This window comes from Bacillus sp. F56, from assembly GCF_001748205.1.
GTDB classification, from domain to species: Bacteria; Bacillota; Bacilli; order Bacillales; family Bacillaceae; genus Bacillus; species Bacillus stercoris.
The window spans coordinates 591,588-613,085 of sequence record NZ_BDFC01000004.1; the positions used below are offsets into that span (position 1 = coordinate 591,588).

Consider the following 21,498-nt stretch of genomic DNA (forward strand, 5'->3'; position numbering starts at 1 on the left):
AAATAGAGCCAAAAGGCATATTGACCGAATGCTAGAGTATATAGAACAATAATACAAGGAGGCGTGGCTTGTGACTAAAGTAAACATTGTTATTATCGACGACCATCAGTTATTTCGTGAAGGTGTTAAACGGATATTGGATTTTGAACCTACCTTTGAAGTGGTAGCCGAAGGTGATGACGGAGACGAAGCGGCTCGTATTGTTGAGCACTATCATCCTGATGTTGTGATCATGGATATCAATATGCCAAACGTAAATGGTGTGGAAGCTACAAAACAGCTTGTTGAGCTGTATCCTGAATCTAAAGTAATTATTCTATCAATTCACGATGACGAAAATTATGTAACACATGCCCTGAAAACAGGTGCTAGAGGTTATCTGCTGAAAGAGATGGATGCTGATACATTAATTGAAGCGGTTAAAGTAGTTGCCGAGGGCGGCTCTTACCTTCATCCGAAGGTTACGCATAACCTCGTTAACGAATTCCGCCGTCTTGCAACAAGCGGAGTTTCTGCACATCCTCAACACGAGGTTTACCCTGAAATCCGCAGACCATTACATATTCTAACTAGGCGGGAATGTGAAGTGCTGCAGATGCTTGCAGACGGAAAAAGCAACCGCGGAATTGGGGAATCATTGTTTATCAGTGAGAAAACCGTTAAAAACCATGTGAGCAATATTTTACAAAAAATGAATGTGAACGACCGGACGCAAGCCGTTGTGGTCGCCATTAAAAATGGCTGGGTAGAAATGAGATAGTATATTAGGAGACTTGCCTTTTTCTAGGCAGGTCTTTTTTTAGGCTGCCGTTTCCCTTACAATAGAGTTATAAAGCAATAAGGCAGGTATCGAAGCTATGAATATTGCAGTCGTAACAGACAGCACGGCATATATTCCGAAAGAAATGCGTGAACAACATCAGATACATATGATCCCTCTCCAGGTTGTTTTTGGGGAGGAGACTTACCGTGAAGAAATTGAGTTGGATTGGAAAAGCTTTTACGAAGAAGTAAAAAAACATAATGAGCTCCCGACGACTTCTCAGCCGCCAATCGGCGAGCTGATTGCGTTGTATGAAGAGCTTGGCAAATCTTATGATGCGGTCATCAGTATCCATCTTTCCAGCGGGATCAGCGGAACATTCAGCAGTGCGGCAACGGCTGATTCAATGGTCGACAATATTGATGTGTATCCATTTGATTCAGAGATAAGCTGTTTAGCCCAAGGCTTTTATGCTCTTAAAGCCGCTGAATTAATTAAAAACGGAGCATCATCGCCGGAAGATATTATAAAAGAACTGGAAGAAATGAAAAAAACAGTTCGAGCTTATTTTATGGTAGATGACTTAGCTCATCTTCAGCGCGGCGGGCGATTAAGCAGCGCCCAAGCCTTCATTGGTAGTCTTCTAAAGGTAAAGCCTATCCTTCATTTTGACAATAAGGTAATTGTGCCTTTTGAGAAGATTCGCACACGTAAAAAAGCAATTTCGCGAATTTATGAGCTTTTAGACGAAGATGCGAGCAAAGGGTTGCCTATGCGCGCTGCTGTTATCCATGCTAATCGCGAGGAAGAAGCAGCGAAAATCATTGAAGAGCTTTCTGTAAAATATCCTCATGTTGAATTTTATAACAGCTATTTTGGCGCGGTAATCGGCACTCATTTGGGTGAAGGTGCGCTAGGAATTTGCTGGTGTTTTAAATAAGGCCAAATCTCCGTTTTAGCAACGGAGATTTTTTTATATTTCTATTTTGATTGTTCGACAGAAACTATTCATTCAGGCATACTGTCTCGAAAGGAGGCGGTGCTATGTGAAGGTGCCAACTGAAAAGAACATTTCCTTTTCTAGAGAATTGCAGCAGACGCTTCAAAGCCGTCATTTGCTCAGGACTGAGCTCCCATTTTCCGATGAAATGATTGAATGGCATATCAAGAATGGCTATATCACCGCTGAAAATTCTATATCAATAAATAAACAGGGCTATAGATGTAATAGGTGCGGCCAAACTGATAAGCGGTATTTTTCTTTTTATCACTCATTTGGAAAAGATCAGCTGTATTGCCGTTCCTGTATCATGATGGGCAGAGTGAGTGAGGAGGTTCCTTTATATTCATGGAAAGAGGGAGATAAACAAAACTGGAAGTCTGTTAAGCTGACATGGGGCGGCAAGCTTTCAAGCGGACAGCAAAAAGCCGCCAATATTTTAATTGAAGCAATATCAAAAAGAGAAGAGCTCCTCATCTGGGCGGTTTGCGGCGCTGGTAAAACAGAAATGCTATTTTCTGGTATAGAATCAGCGTTAAATCAAGGGCTGCGTGTATGTATTGCAACTCCTCGCACCGATGTTGTATTAGAGCTTGCTCCAAGACTCAAGGCTGCCTTTCAGGGTGCTGACATTTCAGCGCTTTACGGAGGAAGCGATGACAAAGGGCGGCTATCTCCGCTCATGATTTCCACCACGCATCAGCTTTTGCGATATAAAGATGCATTCGATGTTATGATCGTTGATGAGGTTGACGCTTTTCCGTATTCTGTTGATCAAACCCTTCAATTCGCTGTTCAAAAAGCAAGAAAGAAAAACAGCACCCTCGTTTATTTAAGTGCAACACCTCCTAAAGAATTAAAAAGAAAAGCGTGGAACGGACAGTTACATTCAGTTCGCATCCCCGCAAGACACCACCGGAAACCTTTACCCGAACCGTGCTTTGTATGGTGTGGAAACTGGAAGAAGAAATTAAACCGAAATAAAATTCCGCCAGCGGTGAAAAGATGGATAGAGTTTCATGTGAAAGAAGGGAGGCCTGTTTTTTTATTCGTTCCCTCCGTTTCTATTCTAGAAAAGGCTGCTGCGAGCTTTAAAGATGTTAATTGCCGAACCGCGACTGTGCATGCGGAAGACAAGCATAGAAAGGAAAAAGTGCAGCGATTCAGAGATGGTCAGCTCGATCTATTAATCACAACAACAATACTGGAAAGAGGCGTTACGGTTCCCAAGGTGCAAACAGGTGTACTGGGAGCGGAATCTCCTATCTTTACGGAAAGCGCACTTATTCAAATCGCAGGAAGAACTGGCCGGCATAAAGAGCATGCAGACGGCGATGTCATTTTCTTTCACTATGGCAAAACAAAGAGTATGCTCGATGCAAAAAAGCATATAAAAGAAATGAACGGCTTGGCAGCAAAAAATGAATGAACAGACTAGCCATTATTTGAAAACGTGGTACAGTATACTCATATAACCGATGATGAGGAGCTGTAAAAATGCTTGTCAATTCAAAAGAAATCGTAATGAAAGAACTGCTCGACCGTTATATGGACCAGCTTCACATGGCCTGCACGTGCCAAGTATGCCAAAACGATGTACTGGCACTTTCTTTAAACAAAGTGAGACCATCCTACGTTACTGATCTTAAAAAGATCGCATATACGAAAGCAGAGATGGTAGATAAACAAAAAAATACGGCTATGCTTGTCATTTTGGCTGAATCTGCAGCTGTGGTATCAGAGAGTCCAAGCGATTTATGCCAAACAAAGCAGGAGGAGGCATTCATAAACTGATCTGTCTGCTATGCGATTCGCAATTTTCTCAAGCTGTTACATGGAGAGCTCTTTTTTTATTAAAGCCTGACGAGAAGGTCTGTCATTCCTGCAGAAGTAAATTGAAAAAAATCACAGGACATATCTGCACCATATGCGGCAGACCTCAATCCGTTTATGCGGTATGCAGGGATTGTGAGGCGTGGAAATCAAGGATCAGTCACAGCTTGCTGCTCCGCCAAAATCGTTCAGTTTACACATATAATGATATGATGAAAGAAACGCTCTCCCGTTTTAAATTTAGAGGAGATGCAGAAATTATAAATGCTTTTAAAAGCGATTTTTCTTCAACCTTTTCAAAGGTTTACCCCGATAAGCATTTTGTTCTTGTTCCTATTCCGCTAAGCAAGGAACGGGAAGAGGAGCGCGGATTTAATCAGTCACAGCTCCTGGCAGAATGTTTAGGCAGGCCCATCCACCATCTCCTCATCCGCCTGAATAATGAGAAACAGTCTAAGAAAAAGAAAACAGAACGCCTGCTTTCCGCGCGTATTTTTGATACGAAAAACAATTCAGCAGAAGGTATGAATATCATTTTAATAGACGATCTATATACAACAGGCGCCACTTTGCATTTTGCAGCGCGCTGCTTATTAGAAAAAGGAAAAGCCGCTTCAGTGGCATCTTTTACCTTAATCAGAAGCTAAATGATTCTGTTTTTATGCCGATATAATCACTAGAAATTGACACAGGCATATTATCGAATAAGGAGAAAAAAAGATGGGAGAACTGGCGAATTGTCCGAAATGTAATACTTTATTTTTAAAGACAAAGCTGCAAACCGTATGTCAGGCGTGTATTAAGGAAGAAGAAAAATCATTTGAGACTGTTTATAAATTTTTAAGAAAGCAGGAAAATCGGCAATCAACTTTGAACCGGATAACTGAGGAAACAGGTGTGGAAGAAGAGCTGATATTGAAATTCATCAGGCAGAAGCGAATTCAGATCACTCATCTTCCTAATTTGGCATACCCTTGTGAAAGGTGCGGAACATCGATTCGAGAAGGCAAGTTCTGCAAGGCTTGCCAGTCCGATATCAAGGCTCAAATGGATCATTTGAACCACGAGGACGCTCTGGAAATCGAGAAAGAAAATAGTAAAAAAGACACATACTATGCCTATAATACCAAAAACAGCTGATTCCCTAAACTAACTGAAAACGCAGTCGATAAAAGGGTTAAGATTGTTTAAAGACTGCAACGGAAAGCGAGAGGAATCCTATGAAAATCAATCAATTTGGAACACAATCCGTTAATCCATATCAAAAAAATTATGAAAAGCAAGCGGTGCAAAAAACTGCTGCACAGCCTCAAGATAAAATTGAAATTTCGTCACAGGCTAAAGAAATGCAAAATGCATCCGACGCAGTCGCTGGTTCACGACAGGAAAAAATTGCGCAGCTTAAAGCGCAAATCGAAAACGGGTCATACAAAGTAGACGCAAATCACATAGCGAAAAATATGATTAATTTTTATAAAAAGCACTAAAAAGGAGAAAGCCCATGTCAGCAAAGGCCATTATTGAACAATTAAAGCGACTTTGCGTTCTGCATGAGCACCTGCTCACGCTGTCTGAAGAAAAGACGGAAGCACTCAAAGCCGGTAAAACAAAGGAGCTTTCAAACCTTTTGACAAAAGAGCAAAAATATATTCAAGCGATCACGCAGACAGAAGATGACCGGATCAAAGCAACCTCCGCCTTTCTCGGATACAGCGAAAATAACACCATTACCGCATGTATCGCCAAAACCTCAGGCAGCGAAAGGGAAGAGCTGGAACAACTATACGAATCTCTTTCTACAGTTCTCGGACGTCTGAAAAAAGTAAATGAGATGAATAGGCAGCTGACGAGAGACGCGCTGCAATTCATCTCTATTTCGTACGATATGCTGGTTCCTAAGGAAAATAACTTCAATTACAGCAAATCAATTAAAGCTGAGCTGCCGAAGAGCAGCCGAATGAAACTTTTTGATTCAAAAGCTTAGCAGAAAGGAATTCAGAAAATGACATCTACCTTTATGGGGCTTGAAACTGCAAGGCGGGCGTTAAGCGCTCAGCAGGCAGCGTTAAGCACGACTGCAAATAACGTGGCAAATGCCAATACTGATGGTTATACAAGACAGCGGGTCTCATTGGAGGCAACTGACTATTTCCCTGCGGTATCCAAAAATGCAGAAAAAACAGCTGGACAAATGGGTACAGGTGTTCAAGGAAAGTCAGTTGAGAGAATAAGAGATATCTTTCTTGATTATCAATACCGTCTTCAAAACAACAGTGCCGGATACTATGACACGAAAGCTAAAGCGCTGTCGCAAATGGAAGGCGTTTTAAATGAGACGGATGACAGCGGCTTGAACAGTGTGCTGAATTCGTTTTGGAATTCCCTGCAGGAATTATCGAATAATACAAATGAAGAAAGTGCACGTTCTGTTGTTGCTCGAAAAGGACAAGCTGTAGCTGAAACGTTTAATTATATTTCTGAATCACTTACCAATGTTCAATCGAATTTAAAAGCGGAGTTAAATACAACTGTGTTGGATGTCAATTCTCTGCTTTCTCAATTAAACAGTTTAAATAAGCAAATTGCACAAGTAGAACCGGTCGGGCTTCTTCCGAATGGTTTATATGATCAGCGAGATTTGCTGATCGATAAATTATCCTCAATGGTTGATATCAAAGTCAGCTATAACAAATCAGGCGGGAATGCACTTTCGTCTGCTGAGGGAACTGTATCAATTGAAATCCTTGATAAAAATAAACAGTCGCTTGGGACTGTTTTGGACGGTAAAAATTACGAGGTTTCAGAACTTACAGCCAACTATGATAATGAAACTGGTTTAGTATCAAGTATTTCAATCGGAGATAAAGCTGTGCAGGCGGAGTCCTTCAGCAGCAAGGGATCTCTTTTAGGATTTATAGAGTCTTACGGGTATATAACAGCAGATGGTCAAGAAAAGGGCGTATATCCGGAAATGCTTTCTGATCTTGACAATATGGCGCTTGAATTTGCCAAAGCTTTCAATGAAGTGCACAGAAATGGTTTGACCAAGAGCGGTGAACAAGGCGGAGACTTTTTTGATTTTACCGGCGGTGAAACTGAACCTGCAAAGGGAGCGGCGGGCAAGATTAAAGTGTCTGACAGTATAATAGATTCAAAAGGCGCAAACATTGCTTTCTCACTGACTGGTTCAGCAAACGATAACGCCAATGCTACAAAATTAGCAAATGTTTTAACCGGTAAAATAACCATTAACGGCAAAGAAACTAGTGTGTTAGATTATTATGCGGGTCTGATTGGCGAGCTAGGGATCGAAGCTCAAGAGGCTAATCGGCTGGCGTCTAATACAGAAACACAGCTGAATGATGCAGACATAAACCGTCAGCAAATGAGCGCAGTTTCTTTAGACGAAGAAATGACCAATATGATTCAATTCCAACACGCATACAATGCAGCTGCAAGAATGGTGACTTTACAAGACGAATTGCTTGATAAAGTGATCAACGGCATGGGTGTTGGAGGAAGGTAGGTAAAGTCATATGAGAGTAACACAAGGCATGATACAGCAAAACTCACTGAGATATATCGGTTCGAGCTACTCGAAGCTGGATAAACTCCAGTCGCAGATTTCTTCAGGGAAAAAAATCTCAAAGGCTTCCGACGATCCTGTAGTAGCAATGAAAAGCTTAAAGTATAATACGCAACTGTCTCAAGTGCAGCAGTACAAAAGCAATGCTTCTCAAGCCTTTACCTGGCTCGAAAACACTGAAACAAACATTACAGAAGGAATTGACATCCTATCAAAGGTCAGAGAATTAGCGGTTGAAGCTCAAAATGATACAAACGGCGAGGCGGAGCGGCAAGCGATTGGCGTAGAAGTGAAGCAGCTAAAGGGACAGCTTTTAAATATTGCGAATACACAAGTGAACGGCAGATATATCTTTAACGGGACAAATTCAGATAAGCCTCCGGTTACAGATAACGGAGACGGAACTTATACAATTTCTGATACAGCTGATGTCGTAGTCAATATATCAAATAATATGTCATTGAAAGTGAATTCAGATCCAAAGTCAGCTTTTGGAGGCACTTCTGAAAGCGGACAGAATGTATTTGAAATGCTTGATTCTTTTGAGAAAGCACTAAGTTCTGGCTCGCTAGATGGCATGGACAGTGTTTTAGATGATATTGATCATTTTTCTGACGGCATGAGCGCTGAACGCTCTGATCTTGGAGCGAGATATAATCGTCTTGAACTGGTTAATACAAGACTTTCAGCTCAAGAAGAAACAGCTACCAAAGTGTTGTCAGACAATGAAGATGTAGAACTGGAAGAAGTAATAACTGAATTTATTGCGCAGCAAAGTGTGCACAGGGCAACTCTGGCTGTTAATGCGCAAATTGTTCAGCCTACATTGATTGACTTTTTAAAGTAAGCGGCTCTTAGGAGTTCGCTTTTTTTATAGTTCAGGAGGTAGAGTGATGCAGATTCCCAGATTGATTATGCATAGTGTTCAAGGGAAAATAGGTTTAACAACGACGCCCGCCAGCTTAAAAATGGAGCAGCCGCAAGCCGATCTTGAGATCGAACAGCCGAGTGCGGAAATGGAAATATCGGTGACACCTGGAAAACTCACGATTGACCAGACACAAGCATGGGAAGAATTAGACAGAAAGCATGTTTTCAAGAGAATCGAAGAAGCCGCCCAACAAGGACATGAGGATGTAATGGAGGGGATAGCCCGTACTGCCGAAGAGGGAGACGAGCTTATGAGAATTGAAAATAAGGGGAACCCAATCGCTTCACAAGCAAGGAGGAACTCTGAGATGCACCAAATTCAATTAGGCGAACATTATGCTCCTTCTCTTTCGAGAGTGAAAATACAATATACTCCGTCACAGCTCGATGTTCAGATTACGCCGCGAAAGCCTGTTATTCAGGCTGAGCCGCATAAGCCTATTGTTGAATATACGCCAGGAAATGTTAAGGTTGACATGCTCCAATACCCTGATTTAAATATAGATGTAGAATACCCGAAAGAATCACCCGAAAAGTAAAAAGAAAAGGATCGTGAACAATGATCATTCATACGAAGTACCATGGCCAAATGAACGTAAAAGAAGAACAAATCATTCTTTTTGAAAACGGAATTCCAGGTTTTTTAGAAGAAAAACAGTTCGTCATTCTTCCGCTTTCGGAAGACTCTCCATTCGTGGCACTGCAGTCCGTCACTTCAGAAAATCTTGCGTTCATCGTTGTAAGTCCGTTTATCTTTTTTAAGAATTATGAATTTGACCTTGATGAATCAACTGCTGAACGTTTGGATATTGAAAATATTGAAGATATAGAAGTCATGACAATACTGACCATGGCAGAGCCATTCGAAAAGTCTACTGCGAATTTATTGGCTCCCATAATTGTGAATCGCAAGAACATGATGGCTAAGCAAGTCGTTTTACACAACTCCTTATATACGACAAAGCATCCGATTGGAGGAGAATCATGCTAGTTTTATCGCGGAAAATAAACGAAGCGATTCAAATAGGCACTGATATTGAAGTAAAAGTGATTGCGGTTGAGGGAGATCAAGTGAAGCTTGGAATTGAAGCCCCAAAGCATATTGATATTCATCGGAAGGAGATTTATTTAACCATTCAGGAAGAAAATAACCGTGCGGCGTCGTTATCCAGCGATGTGATCTCCGCATTATCCTCACAAAAAAAGTGAGGATTTTTTTATTTTTGTATTAACAAAATCAAAGACAATCCGATATTAATGATGTAGCCGGGAGAGGGCACAAATGGCTCCGCCGATTACAAAATTGAGGCACAAGGACGTGCCTAAACAACATATTCAGGGAGGAAATAAAAATGAGAATTAACCACAATATCGCAGCACTTAACACACTGAACCGTTTGTCTTCAAACAACAGTGCATCACAAAAAAACATGGAGAAACTTTCTTCAGGTCTTCGTATCAACCGTGCGGGAGATGACGCAGCAGGTCTTGCGATCTCTGAAAAAATGAGAGGACAAATCAGAGGTCTTGAAATGGCTTCTAAAAACTCTCAAGACGGAATCTCTCTTATCCAAACAGCTGAGGGTGCATTGACTGAAACTCATGCAATCCTTCAACGTATGCGTGAACTTACTGTTCAAGCTGGTAACACAGGAACTCAAGATACTACTGATTTAGCAGCGATTCAAGACGAAATCAACTCTTTAAAACAAGAGATTGGTGGAGAAGCTGGAAGTAAAGGTATTTCTGACAGAACACAATTCAACGGTAAAAACCTTTTAGACGGTTCATTTGCAGCTGGAACTGCAGACCTTAAATTCCAAATTGGAGCTAATGGCGGTCAACAGCTTACTGTTAACATTGGCAACATGAGTGCATCAGCACTTGGAGTGAACACTCTTGATGTAACTACTTTTGCTGCTGCTGCAGACGGAACAACGTTTGATAATGCTTTAGCTACTATTGATACTGCAATCAATAATGTATCTACTCAACGTGCAAAACTTGGTGCGGTGCAAAACCGTCTAGAGCACACAATCAACAACTTAAGCGCTTCTGGTGAAAACCTGACAGCTGCTGAGTCTCGTATCCGTGACGTTGACATGGCTAAAGAGATGAGCGAGTTCACAAAGAACAACATTCTTTCTCAAGCTTCTCAAGCAATGCTTGCTCAAGCAAACCAACAGCCGCAAAACGTACTTCAATTGTTACGTTAATTTTAAAGAAGACCTTGGCGTTGCCAAGGTCTTTTATTATATTTCTAACTCCGAATCATTCTCCTTGCTTTCTCTAACTCATGATATAATAACTGGATTCTCTCCACTGATTTTTTATAAATGCATTTCCGAACAAGAAATCTAAAACAGATGAGTTTTTTTCCAAAAATATGTGTAATCTTATCTCGACTCAGTCGATATAAACGATAGATTGGGGCATAGGGGATGATCAATTGAACATTGAAAGGCTCACTACGTTACAACCTGTTTGGGATCGTTACGATACTCAAATACATAATCAGAAAGACAATGAGAATGCAGTTCCTGTTCATCAAGTTTCATTTACCAACCTTTCTGAAATGGTTGGGGAAATGAACAAGCTTTTGGAACCTTCGCAAGTGCACCTCAAGTTTGAGCTTCATGAGAAGTTAAATGAATACTATGTAAAAGTAATAGAGGACTCTACAAATGAGGTCATCCGCGAAATTCCGCCAAAACGGTGGCTTGATTTTTATGCGGCTATGACTGAATATCTTGGGTTATTTGTAGATGAAAAAAAGTAGATTAGGAGTGGTTTGAAATGGTCACGAGAATAACAGGTCTGGCGTCAGGAATGGATATAGATGATATCGTCTCAAAGCTGATGAAGACAGAAAGAGCACCGCTTGACAGGCTGACACAAAAAAAACAGACTCTCGAATGGCAGCGTGACAGCTATCGTGAAGTAAATACAAAAATAAAAGAATTCCAAGATTATATGTCTAAAAATACGTTAACATATCCGAGTACGTATCAGAGCAAAACTGTGACAAGCTCAAATGAATCTGTGTTAACTGCTACAGGAAGCGCAAGCGCGCCAAACTCTTCTTCTACTGTTGAAGTAGCGAGCTTGGCAACCGCGGCAACGTATAAGGCAAATAATTATACGGGATACACACAAGGCGATTATAATTTGGCATTTAACGTTGTGGCGCCTGGTGAGACAACGGCCAAAACAGTGAATATCAGTGTGACGAGCGCTGATACGATTGATAATGTGATTTCTAAACTTAACAGCTCAGATCTAGGCGTATCAGCATTTAAAGATAAAATTTGGAATGGAACAGAGTATGTGGAAACGATTGCATTCTCTTCTAAAGCAACAGGCGCAGGAGGCAGCATACAGGCAGCAGACGCTTCTACAGCAGATTTTATGTCCGGTCAGCTAGGTTTTTCTTTGGACGCTGATAATAAGATTACTGCTTACAAAGAAGGAACGAATGCAAAAGTCACGATCAACGGCTTTGAAATGGAGAAGCTGTCAAATAATTTCACAGTTAATGGCGTTACGTATTCGATCAAAAATACAACTGCAGCCACAGGCCCTGTTACCACATCTGTTTCAACTGATGTTGACGGGATTTACAATCAAATTAAAGAGTTTGTGGATAAATACAATGAATTGGTTGACAGCCTGAACGAAAAGCTGCAAGAAGAAAAATACAGAGACTATACGCCGCTGACGAGTGAACAAAAAGAAGCTATGTCCGATAAAGAGGTAGAACTCTGGGAAGAGAAGGCAAAAAGCGGTTTGCTGAGAAATGATAGCAGCATCAGCACAGGTACGAACCAAATGCGGACGGATTTTTATTCTAAAGTGAACGCGGATGGAAAATCCTATCAATTAACTGAATTTGGTATCACAACCTCAGGTGCTTACCAAATGCGGGGCCATTTAGAGATTAATGAAGATAAACTGAAAGCTAAAATACAAGAAGATCCGCAAAGTGTTGCCGCCTTATTTACAAGCGGAACAAACAGCAGTGCTTATAGTGATAAAGGGATTATGAAACGTATTGGTGACACACTGAAAAGTACGGTGAAAAGCATTGAAGCAAAAGCCGGTAACTCGACAATGGGAACCAATGACTATTCAATCGGTAAAAATTTAAACACGATCAGCACTGATATCACCAAAATGCAGGACCGGTTGACCACGATAGAAAACCGCTACTATACAAAATTCAGTGCAATGGATTCTGCGATTCAAAAAATGAACGAACAATCGTCCTATTTATCACAGCTTCTTGCACAATAAATGTAATTTGGAGGATGACACATGGCGATCCAAAATCCTTATACAGCCTATCAGCAAAATTCAGTGAATACGGCTACACCCGGTGAGCTGACGCTTATGCTGTATAATGGCTGTTTGAAATTTATAAGACTTGCCGCTCAGGCCATTGAGAATGATGATATGGAACGTAAAAATGAAAATCTGATTAAAGCGCAAAATATTATTCAGGAATTAAATTTTACACTTAACCGTAACATAGAGCTTTCCGCTTCTATGGGTGCGATGTACGATTATATGTATCGCAGATTGGTACAGGCAAATATCAAAAATGATACGGGCATGCTGGCTGAGGTTGAAGGTTATGTAACAGATTTTCGCGATGCTTGGAAACAAGCCATTCAAAGTGAACGGAAGGACCGGCACGGATCAGGCGGGATCGCATGAATAACATAGATCAACTATACACTGAGACGAAGAGTATGCTGTCACACATACAAAATACGCCGGAAAGCGATGAACTTTTAAAGCAAATTGAAGACTTTGTGGCTACACGGTCTGAACTGATTCAGGAGATATCTCTGCCGCTTTCAGAAGAAGAGCGAAAGCAGATGAAACTTATCTTGACATGGGATCAGCTGATTGTGAAGGAAATGGAAAGACTGAAGCAGTCAATCGCAACAGAACTTCAGCAGATGAAAAGAAAACGTGTGATGCATACGACGTATTTAAATCCATATAACAACATTACGATTGACGGCACATATTATGACAAGCGTAAATAGGTGAGTGCCTTGAAGAGCATAGAAGATTATACGCTTTTATCAGCTTATTATCATCTTCTTTTTACCATTGAAGAAGGGTTATGTTATTTGATAGAGGCTGAAGAGAATTTATCAAAAACAGAAGGGGATCGGATCTATCAAGATCTGATCCAAGCCTTTTTTTATTTGGATTCAACACATTCAACACTTCTCTTCATTATGGATACGCGATGTGCTGAAATTTGTGTGAAAGCATTTGACCAAATTTTTGCAGAGTTTGATCAATTGGTCTCTTTCTCTTTTCCCTCTCATGAGTTCTGCGAGTATTTAAAAGAACATTTTCTGATTCACTATAGAAAATGGATGCTGTCTATTCATCAATGTATGGACCCCTTTTTAATCAATTAGGCGTGTGTGAGGTATTTGTTTTGTTCAATCAGCATATACATATACCTCCGAACCGCCATTAGCAGAAAATACAAACAATATTCGACAAAGTTCACTGAATTTTCACAAAAGATTTATGTTTCAGCAGGAATTGTAAAGGGTAAAAGAGAAATAGATACATATCCTTAATAAAAGGGAGGCGTTCTTTGATGAACTATCACATCAGAGGAGAAAATATTGAAGTGACACCTGCGTTAAAGGATCATGTCGAAAAGAAAATCGGCAAGCTGGAGCGTTATTTTGACCATAGCGTGAATGCCGATGTGAACGTCAACTTGAAGTTTTACAATGACAAGGAGTCTAAGGTTGAGGTTACGATTCCGATGACAGATCTGGCGCTTCGATCCGAGGTGCATAACGAGGATATGTACAACGCAATTGATCTCGCAACAAACAAACTGGAACGTCAAATCCGTAAGCATAAAACGAAAGTAAACCGTAAATTCCGTGAGCAGGGCTCTCCGAAATATTTATTAGCCAGCGGCTTTGGCTCTGATACAGATATTGCGGTTCAAGATGATATAGAAGAGGAGGAGAGCTTGGACATCGTCCGTCAGAAACGCTTTAATTTAAAGCCGATGGATAGTGAAGAAGCGATCTTGCAAATGAATATGCTCGGCCATAATTTCTTTGTTTTCACAAATGCGGAAACAAACCTTACAAATGTCGTGTACCGCAGAAATGACGGGAAATATGGCTTAATTGAACCGACTGAATAATGAAGAGAAGCCTTCCGTGATGTCCGCGGAAGGTTTTTGTCTTTCTTATTTGCAAATTCTTTGGAAATAACAAAAGGTGTGATATGATAATGAGAGGTATACATGGACTAGTAAATTATTTATACATGCCTCTAAAATAGGCATGTGATGATAGAGGAGCGTTATAAATGCTTGGAATTTTAAATAAAATGTTTGATCCAACAAAACGTACGCTGAATAGATACGAAAAAATTGCTAACGATATTGATGCGATTCGCGGAGACTATGAAAATCTCTCTGACGACGCGTTGAAACATAAAACGATTGAATTTAAAGAGCGCCTTGAAAAAGGGGCGACAACGGATGATCTTCTTGTTGAAGCATTCGCTGTTGTTCGGGAAGCTTCGCGCCGCGTAACAGGCATGTTTCCGTTCAAAGTCCAGCTCATGGGGGGCGTTGCGCTTCATGACGGAAATATCGCGGAAATGAAAACAGGGGAAGGGAAAACGTTAACGTCAACTCTGCCTGTTTATTTAAATGCGCTAACAGGTAAAGGTGTACACATCGTAACTGTCAACGAATACCTGGCAAGCCGTGATGCTGAGCAGATGGGTAAAATTTTCGAGTTTCTCGGTTTGACTGTCGGTTTGAATTTAAACTCAATGTCAAAAGACGAAAAACGGGAAGCTTATGCCGCTGACATCACTTATTCCACAAACAACGAGCTTGGCTTCGACTATTTGCGTGACAATATGGTTCTTTATAAAGAGCAGATGGTTCAGCGCCCGCTTCATTTTGCGGTAATAGATGAAGTTGACTCTATTTTAATTGATGAAGCGAGAACACCGCTTATCATTTCTGGACAAGCTGCAAAATCCACTAAGCTGTACGTACAGGCAAATGCTTTTGTCCGTACGTTAAAAGCGGAGAAGGATTACACGTACGATATCAAAACAAAAGCTGTACAGCTTACTGAAGAAGGAATGACGAAGGCGGAAAAAGCGTTCGGCATCGATAACCTCTTTGATGTGAAGCATGTCGCGCTCAACCACCATATCAACCAGGCCCTAAAAGCTCACGTTGCGATGCAAAAGGACGTTGACTATGTAGTGGAAGACGGACAGGTTGTTATTGTTGATTCCTTTACGGGACGTCTGATGAAAGGCCGCCGCTACAGTGAGGGGCTTCACCAAGCAATTGAGGCGAAGGAAGGGCTTGAAATCCAAAACGAAAGCATGACCTTGGCGACAATTACGTTCCAAAACTACTTCCGGATGTACGAAAAACTTGCCGGTATGACCGGTACGGCAAAGACAGAGGAAGAAGAATTCCGCAATATCTACAACATGCAGGTTGTCACGATCCCTACCAACAGGCCTGTTGTCCGTGATGACCGTCCGGATTTAATTTACCGCACGATGGAAGGAAAGTTTAAGGCGGTTGCGGAGGATGTCGCACAGCGTTACATGACGGGACAGCCAGTTCTTGTCGGTACGGTTGCCGTTGAAACATCTGAGTTGATTTCTAAGCTGCTTAAAAACAAAGGAATCCCGCATCAAGTGTTAAATGCCAAAAACCATGAACGTGAAGCGCAGATCATTGAAGAGGCCGGCCAAAAAGGCGCAGTTACGATCGCGACTAACATGGCGGGGCGCGGAACGGACATTAAGCTTGGCGAAGGAGTAAAAGAGCTTGGCGGACTCGCTGTTGTCGGCACAGAACGACATGAATCACGCCGGATTGACAATCAGCTTCGAGGACGTTCCGGACGTCAGGGAGACCCGGGGATCACTCAATTTTATCTTTCTATGGAAGACGAATTGATGCGCAGATTCGGAGCTGAGCGGACAATGGCAATGCTCGACCGCTTCGGAATGGACGACTCTACCCCAATTCAAAGCAAAATGGTATCTCGCGCGGTTGAATCGTCTCAAAAACGAGTCGAAGGCAATAACTTCGATTCGCGTAAGCAACTTCTGCAATATGATGATGTTCTGCGCCAGCAGCGTGAGGTCATTTATAAGCAGCGCTTTGAAGTCATTGACTCTGAAAACCTGCGTGAAATCGTTGAAAATATGATTAAGTCTTCTCTCGAACGCGCAATTGCAGCCTACACGCCAAGAGAAGAGCTTCCTGAGGAGTGGAAGCTTGACGGTCTAGTTGAGCTCATCAACACGACTTATCTTGATGAAGGCGCACTTGAGAAGAGCGACATCTTCGGCAAAGAGCCGGATGAAATGCTTGAACTCATTATGGATCGCATCATCACGAAATATAATGCGAAGGAAGAGCAATTCGGCACAGAGCAAATGCGTGAATTCGAAAAAGTTATCGTTCTTCGTGCCGTGGATTCTAAATGGATGGATCATATCGATGCGATGGATCAGCTTCGCCAAGGAATTCACCTTCGTGCTTATGCGCAGACAAATCCGCTGCGTGAGTATCAAATGGAAGGCTTTGCGATGTTTGAGCATATGATTGAATCAATTGAGGATGAAGTCGCAAAATTTGTGATGAAAGCTGAGATTGAAAACAATCTGGAGCGTGAAGAGGTTGTACAAGGCCAAACCACAGCCCATCAGCCGCAAGAAGGCGACGATAACAAAAAAGCAAAGAAAGCACCGGTTCGAAAAGTGGTTGATATCGGCCGAAATGCCCCATGCCACTGCGGAAGCGGGAAAAAATATAAAAATTGCTGCGGCCGTACTGAATAGTTCGCCCCGGCAAGTTTACTGACCGCGGCGCCTGCAGGCGCCTGCGGATCTTTTAATGAGGTGAATGAAATGGAATTATCAGAAATCAGAGCAGAGCTCGAAAATATGGCTTCTCGTTTAGCGGACTTTAGGGGGTCTCTTTGACCTCGAATCAAAGGAGGCCCGCATTGCTGAGCTAGATGAACAAATGGCTGATCCGGAATTCTGGAATGATCAGCAAAAAGCTCAAACGGTTATAAATGAAGCAAACGGTTTAAAGGATTATGTCAATTCGTATAAAAAATTGAATGAATCCCACGAAGAATTACAAATGACTCATGATCTTTTGAAAGAAGAGCCGGACACTGATCTCCAGCTTGAGCTTGAAAAAGAACTAAAATCATTAACAAAAGAGTTCAATGAGTTTGAGCTTCAGCTTCTTCTCAGCGAACCGTATGATAAAAATAACGCGATTTTAGAACTGCACCCTGGTGCTGGCGGTACAGAGTCACAGGACTGGGGCTCTATGCTTCTTAGAATGTATACAAGATGGGGAGAGCGCCGCGGCTTTAAAGTAGAAACACTCGATTACCTTCCAGGTGACGAGGCTGGAATCAAGTCAGTGACATTGCTCATCAAAGGACATAACGCTTACGGGTATCTCAAAGCAGAAAAAGGTGTCCATCGTCTTGTGCGGATCTCACCATTTGATTCATCAGGCCGCCGCCACACATCTTTCGTTTCATGTGAAGTTATGCCTGAATTTAACGATGAGATCGATATTGATATCCGTACGGAGGATATTAAAGTTGATACGTACCGTGCCAGCGGAGCGGGCGGACAGCACGTCAATACGACAGATTCAGCCGTTCGGATTACTCACTTGCCAACGAATGTGGTTGTGACGTGCCAAACGGAGCGCTCACAAATCAAAAACCGTGAAAGAGCCATGAAGATGCTGAAGGCCAAGCTGTATCAGCGCAGAATTGAAGAGCAGCAGGCAGAGCTGGATGAAATTCGCGGTGAACAAAAAGAAATCGGCTGGGGAAGCCAAATCCGTTCTTATGTATTCCACCCGTATTCCATGGTAAAAGACCATCGGACTAATACAGAAATGGGGAACGTTCAAGCTGTAATGGATGGTGACATTGATACATTTATTGATGCCTATCTGCGTTCTAAGCTTTCCTAAGCTGAAAAACACACCTGATGCATATGGGTGTGTTTTTTTATTCCTCATATCCTTGATTTCACTGCTGCTTTAGCATATTACCACTGTATTTGGGTGTTATTTACATCTAATCAGGGAAGGATTAAAATGCTATCGGAGAGCATTGGAAGAAACGGAGGATATTTTGATGGACGTACGGAATAAAACATTATGGATTTTGCGGGATTATGTATACATACTGATAGGAGCAGCGATTACAGCCGTGTCCTTTAATGTATTTTTGCTTCCGAACAAGATCGCCGCCGGCGGTGTCAGCGGGATCAGTACGATTTTACAATCATACGGTTTTGAAGCAGCGTATGTACAGTGGATTATTAATATTCCTTTATTTATTGCGGGTGTCATTTTGCTCGGCGGGAAATTTGGGCTAAAGACGCTTGCGGGTTCTGTTTTTTTGCCGCTAGTAGTGTTTTTGACAAGGGATATTCAGCCAGCCACTCACCATGAACTCTTAGCGGCAATTTTTGGCGGTGTCGGGATAGGTGTCGGAATTGGCATTGTGTACTTAGGGAAAGGTTCGACAGGAGGAACAGCCTTGGCTGCACAGATCATTCATAAGTACTCCGGCCTGTCATTGGGGAAGTGTCTTGCTATCATTGACGGAATGATCGTTATTACCGCTATGATCGTATTTAATATTGAGCAAGGCTTATATGCCATGCTTGGCGTCTATGTGTCCAGCAAAACCATTGATGTTGTGCAAGTCGGCTTTAATCGTTCCAAAATGGCGCTCATTATTACAAAGCAGGAGCAGGCGGTCAAGGAGGCTGTCTTACAGAAGATTGACAGAGGCGTGACGAAAATTTCAGCAGTTGGCGGATATACCGACGATGACCGTCCGATTTTAATGTGCGTGGTGGGGCAAACTGAATTCACCAAATTGAAACAAATCGTCAAACAGATTGATGAGTCTGCTTTTGTGATTGTAGCAGACGCGAGCGAGGTGCTGGGCGAGGGTTTCAAACGCGCTTAAACGAGGTTATAATATGGAAGAGATCGTAAAGGAGTTGTGCTTCTCAACATGAAATCAAAGTTATCGATACTAATGCTTGGATTTGCGCTTTCTGTTCTGTTGGCTGCCTGTGGTTCAAACGATGCAAAAGAAGAGAAGACAGACACCGGCAGCAAGACGGAAGCCACTGCATCTGAAGGGGAAGAGTTATATCAGCAAAGCTGCGTTGGCTGCCACGGCAAGGATTTAGAAGGTGTGTCAGGACCTAATCTCCAAGAGGTCGGAGGCAAATATGACGAACACAAAATTGAAAGCATTATTAAAAACGGCCGCGGCAATATGCCAAAGGGGCTTGTAAATGATAACGAAGCCGCTGTTATTGCCAAATGGCTGTCAGAAAAAAAGTAAGATGAGAAAATCCTTGCCGAGTGCTGGCAAGGATTTTTTATACCATAACAATATGAATGAAAAGAAACTGTAATAGTATTATGTCTAAATTTGACGTATAATGAAGTGTATTGAAAAAGGAAACTTTCAGATTTTTCATCTTTTTACAAATGAATGGGTCATAAATTGTCGAATGCATTCGAAGAGTATGACCGTGTGATAGATAAAATGATATAAAAGATTAGGTGATTTCATGATAGAAATGAAGGAAGTATATAAAGCCTATCCGAACGGCGTAAAAGCGCTCAATGGGGTTTCTGTTGCCATTCATCCCGGCGAGTTTGTGTATGTTGTCGGTCCGAGCGGAGCGGGTAAATCTACTTTTATTAAAATGATTTACAGAGAAGAAAAACCGACAAAAGGACAAATTTTAATCAATCATAAAGATCTCGCGGCAATTAAAGAAAAAGAGATTCCTTTCGTGCGCCGTAAAATCGGCGTTGTCTTTCAGGATTTCAAGCTTTTGCCGAAACTTACTGTTTTTGAAAATGTGGCATTTGCCCTTGAAGTAATTGGAGAACAGCCGTCTGTCATTAAAAAACGGGTGCTTGAAGTGCTTGATCTCGTGCAGCTGAAGCATAAAGCGAGACAATTTCCTGACCAGCTTTCAGGCGGGGAGCAGCAGCGTGTATCTATTGCCAGATCAATTGTGAACAACCCTGATGTTGTGATTGCTGATGAACCGACAGGAAACCTTGATCCGGATACGTCTTGGGAAGTCATGAAGACGCTGGAGGAAATTAATAACCGCGGGACAACAGTCGTGATGGCGACACATAATAAAGAAATCGTAAACACCATGAAGAAACGTGTCATTGCAATCGAAGATGGTATCATTGTGCGTGATGAGTCAAGAGGGGAGTATGGTTCATATGATTAAAATTCTCGGGCGCCACTTGCGTGAGAGTTTTAAATCTCTCGGGAGAAACACATGGATGACATTCGCATCCATTAGTGCTGTAACCGTTACGCTGATTTTGGTCGGCGTGTTTTTAGTGATTATGCTGAATTTGAATAACATGGCTACGAATGCTGAGAAACAAGTCGAAATCAAAGTGTTGGTTGATCTGACTGCAGATCAGAAGGCGCAGGACAAGCTTCAGAACGATATTAAGGAACTGAAGGGCATTCAGAGTGTCACGTTTTCATCTAAAGAAAAAGAGCTTGACCAGCTGGTTGATAGCTTTGGCGACAGCGGAAAATCCCTGACGATGAAGGATCAGGAAAACCCGCTTAATGATGCGTTTGTCGTCAAAACGACAGATCCGCATGATACGCCGAACGTGGCGAAAAAGATCGAGAAAATGGATCATGTTTATAAAGTCACTTACGGAAAAGAAGAGGTCAGCCGTTTGTTTAAAGTAGTCGGCGTTTCCCGCAACATCGGAATCGCGTTAATTATCGGCTTGGTATTTACGGCGATGTTCTTAATTTCCAACACCATTAAAATTACAATTTTCGCAAGAAGAAAAGAAATTGAAATCATGAAGCTTGTCGGCGCGACAAACTGGTTTATCCGCTGGCCGTTTTTCCTTGAAGGATTGCTGCTAGGCGTATTCGGTTCTGTGATCCCGATTGCATTGGTGCTGAGTACGTACCAATACGTCATCGGATGGGTCGTTCCAAAGGTTCAAGGATCATTTGTCTCTCTTCTTCCTTATAATCCATTTGTATTCCAAGTTTCGCTAGTGCTGATTGCAATCGGTGCAGTAATTGGAGTATGGGGAAGTCTGACTTCCATCCGCAAGTTTCTGCGAGTATAAAGTGAAAAAGCCGTCCCGCTTTCGGGGCGGCTTTTTCATTTGCCTTCTTTTTCTTCTATGATTACATGAAATCTCCATCCTTTACATATACTATCTCTAGGTTTTGATAAAGACAGTCTGGC

At 41.9% G+C, this 21,498-nt stretch carries 26 protein-coding genes; all 26 read left to right on the forward strand.

All coding sequences use genetic code 11. The features are described 5' to 3' along the window. Positions 1-70 precede the first annotated feature (70 nt). The 26 genes from degU to ftsX all read left to right on the forward strand — a co-directional run bounded on the left by degU (position 71) and on the right by ftsX (position 21,376). Positions 71-760 carry a two-component system response regulator DegU gene (gene degU, locus BFW96_RS03105; protein ID WP_003219701.1) on the forward strand — a complete coding sequence of 230 codons (690 nt, stop codon included), beginning with the start codon at positions 71-73 and terminating at the stop codon, positions 758-760. A 97-nt stretch (positions 761-857) separates the two neighbouring features. Further along, complete coding sequence (locus BFW96_RS03110) at positions 858-1,703, forward strand: DegV family protein (RefSeq protein WP_014665562.1); 846 nt, start codon at positions 858-860, stop codon at positions 1,701-1,703. A gap of 106 nt (positions 1,704-1,809) precedes the next feature. Then, positions 1,810-3,192 carry an ATP-dependent helicase ComFA gene (gene comFA / locus BFW96_RS03115; RefSeq protein WP_069838606.1) on the forward strand — a complete coding sequence of 461 codons (1,383 nt, stop codon included), beginning with the start codon at positions 1,810-1,812 and terminating at the stop codon, positions 3,190-3,192. 68 nt (positions 3,193-3,260) lie between these two features. Continuing rightward, entirely contained in the window at positions 3,261-3,557 is a 297-nt protein-coding gene (gene comFB / locus BFW96_RS03120) for a late competence protein ComFB (RefSeq protein ID WP_014665560.1), read from the forward strand. Beyond that, positions 3,521-4,243, forward strand: coding sequence for a double zinc ribbon domain-containing protein (locus BFW96_RS03125; protein ID WP_069838607.1), 723 nt, complete (start codon positions 3,521-3,523; stop codon positions 4,241-4,243). The genes comFB and BFW96_RS03125 overlap by 37 nt, the downstream gene beginning before the upstream one ends. A gap of 73 nt (positions 4,244-4,316) precedes the next feature. Continuing rightward, entirely contained in the window at positions 4,317-4,736 is a 420-nt protein-coding gene (locus BFW96_RS03130) for a TIGR03826 family flagellar region protein (protein WP_069838608.1), read from the forward strand. An 80-nt stretch (positions 4,737-4,816) separates the two neighbouring features. Then, complete coding sequence (gene flgM / locus BFW96_RS03135) at positions 4,817-5,083, forward strand: flagellar biosynthesis anti-sigma factor FlgM (RefSeq protein WP_069838609.1); 267 nt, start codon at positions 4,817-4,819, stop codon at positions 5,081-5,083. A 14-nt stretch (positions 5,084-5,097) separates the two neighbouring features. Further along, entirely contained in the window at positions 5,098-5,580 is a 483-nt protein-coding gene (gene flgN, locus BFW96_RS03140) for a flagellar protein FlgN (RefSeq protein ID WP_014665556.1), read from the forward strand. A gap of 18 nt (positions 5,581-5,598) precedes the next feature. Next, positions 5,599-7,122, forward strand: coding sequence for a flagellar hook-associated protein FlgK (gene flgK / locus BFW96_RS03145; protein WP_069838610.1), 1,524 nt, complete (start codon positions 5,599-5,601; stop codon positions 7,120-7,122). 10 nt (positions 7,123-7,132) lie between these two features. Further along, positions 7,133-8,029: a flagellar hook-associated protein FlgL gene (gene flgL / locus BFW96_RS03150; RefSeq protein WP_069838611.1), complete on the forward strand. Its 897-nt coding sequence runs from the start codon at positions 7,133-7,135 to the stop codon at positions 8,027-8,029. A 46-nt stretch (positions 8,030-8,075) separates the two neighbouring features. Further along, positions 8,076-8,651, forward strand: coding sequence for a DUF6470 family protein (locus BFW96_RS03155; protein ID WP_069838612.1), 576 nt, complete (start codon positions 8,076-8,078; stop codon positions 8,649-8,651). 20 nt (positions 8,652-8,671) lie between these two features. Then, entirely contained in the window at positions 8,672-9,103 is a 432-nt protein-coding gene (gene fliW, locus BFW96_RS03160) for a flagellar assembly protein FliW (RefSeq protein ID WP_069838613.1), read from the forward strand. Further along, positions 9,097-9,321: a carbon storage regulator CsrA gene (gene csrA / locus BFW96_RS03165; protein ID WP_069838614.1), complete on the forward strand. Its 225-nt coding sequence runs from the start codon at positions 9,097-9,099 to the stop codon at positions 9,319-9,321. Before fliW ends, csrA begins: the two co-directional genes overlap by 7 nt. Before the next feature lie 143 nt (positions 9,322-9,464). Beyond that, on the forward strand, positions 9,465-10,328 hold the full coding sequence (gene hag / locus BFW96_RS03170; RefSeq protein ID WP_069838615.1) for a flagellin Hag: 864 nt from the start codon (positions 9,465-9,467) through the stop codon (positions 10,326-10,328). 233 nt (positions 10,329-10,561) lie between these two features. Beyond that, positions 10,562-10,891, forward strand: a complete 330-nt coding sequence (flaG, locus tag BFW96_RS03175; RefSeq protein WP_014665550.1) for a flagellar protein FlaG — start codon at positions 10,562-10,564, stop codon at positions 10,889-10,891. Positions 10,892-10,908: 17 nt separating this feature from the next. Further along, entirely contained in the window at positions 10,909-12,405 is a 1,497-nt protein-coding gene (locus tag BFW96_RS03180) for a flagellar hook-associated protein 2 (protein WP_069838616.1), read from the forward strand. 21 nt (positions 12,406-12,426) lie between these two features. Further along, the gene (fliS, locus tag BFW96_RS03185; protein ID WP_003243747.1) at positions 12,427-12,828 is read left to right on the forward strand and encodes a flagellar export chaperone FliS; all 402 of its coding nucleotides are present in this window, start codon (positions 12,427-12,429) and stop codon (positions 12,826-12,828) included. Continuing rightward, on the forward strand, positions 12,825-13,166 hold the full coding sequence (fliT, locus tag BFW96_RS03190; RefSeq protein ID WP_003242603.1) for a flagella biosynthesis regulatory protein FliT: 342 nt from the start codon (positions 12,825-12,827) through the stop codon (positions 13,164-13,166). Before fliS ends, fliT begins: the two co-directional genes overlap by 4 nt. Before the next feature lie 9 nt (positions 13,167-13,175). Then, positions 13,176-13,553 (forward strand): DUF8042 domain-containing protein, encoded by a 378-nt coding sequence (locus tag BFW96_RS03195; protein ID WP_069838617.1) that lies wholly within the window; start codon positions 13,176-13,178, stop codon positions 13,551-13,553. Positions 13,554-13,741: 188 nt separating this feature from the next. Further along, positions 13,742-14,311: a ribosome hibernation promotion factor gene (gene hpf, locus BFW96_RS03200; protein WP_014665545.1), complete on the forward strand. Its 570-nt coding sequence runs from the start codon at positions 13,742-13,744 to the stop codon at positions 14,309-14,311. A 167-nt stretch (positions 14,312-14,478) separates the two neighbouring features. Continuing rightward, complete coding sequence (gene secA / locus BFW96_RS03205; RefSeq protein ID WP_014665544.1) at positions 14,479-17,004, forward strand: preprotein translocase subunit SecA; 2,526 nt, start codon at positions 14,479-14,481, stop codon at positions 17,002-17,004. A 69-nt stretch (positions 17,005-17,073) separates the two neighbouring features. Next, positions 17,074-18,175, forward strand: a protein-coding gene (gene prfB / locus BFW96_RS03210; protein WP_010886623.1) for a peptide chain release factor 2 whose coding sequence is annotated in 2 segments (ribosomal slippage) — positions 17,074-17,145 and positions 17,147-18,175 — 1,101 coding nt in all. Because the reading frame shifts where the segments join, the coding sequence is not laid out codon by codon here. Between the two features lie 166 nt (positions 18,176-18,341). Next, on the forward strand, positions 18,342-19,187 hold the full coding sequence (locus BFW96_RS03215) for a YitT family protein (protein ID WP_040081675.1): 846 nt from the start codon (positions 18,342-18,344) through the stop codon (positions 19,185-19,187). 48 nt (positions 19,188-19,235) lie between these two features. Beyond that, positions 19,236-19,574: a cytochrome c551 gene (gene cccB, locus BFW96_RS03220; RefSeq protein ID WP_014665540.1), complete on the forward strand. Its 339-nt coding sequence runs from the start codon at positions 19,236-19,238 to the stop codon at positions 19,572-19,574. 232 nt (positions 19,575-19,806) lie between these two features. After that, complete coding sequence (gene ftsE / locus BFW96_RS03225; RefSeq protein ID WP_014665539.1) at positions 19,807-20,493, forward strand: cell division ATP-binding protein FtsE; 687 nt, start codon at positions 19,807-19,809, stop codon at positions 20,491-20,493. Beyond that, the gene (ftsX, locus tag BFW96_RS03230) at positions 20,486-21,376 is read left to right on the forward strand and encodes a permease-like cell division protein FtsX (protein WP_015251119.1); all 891 of its coding nucleotides are present in this window, start codon (positions 20,486-20,488) and stop codon (positions 21,374-21,376) included. Before ftsE ends, ftsX begins: the two co-directional genes overlap by 8 nt. Positions 21,377-21,498: the final 122 nt, after the last annotated feature.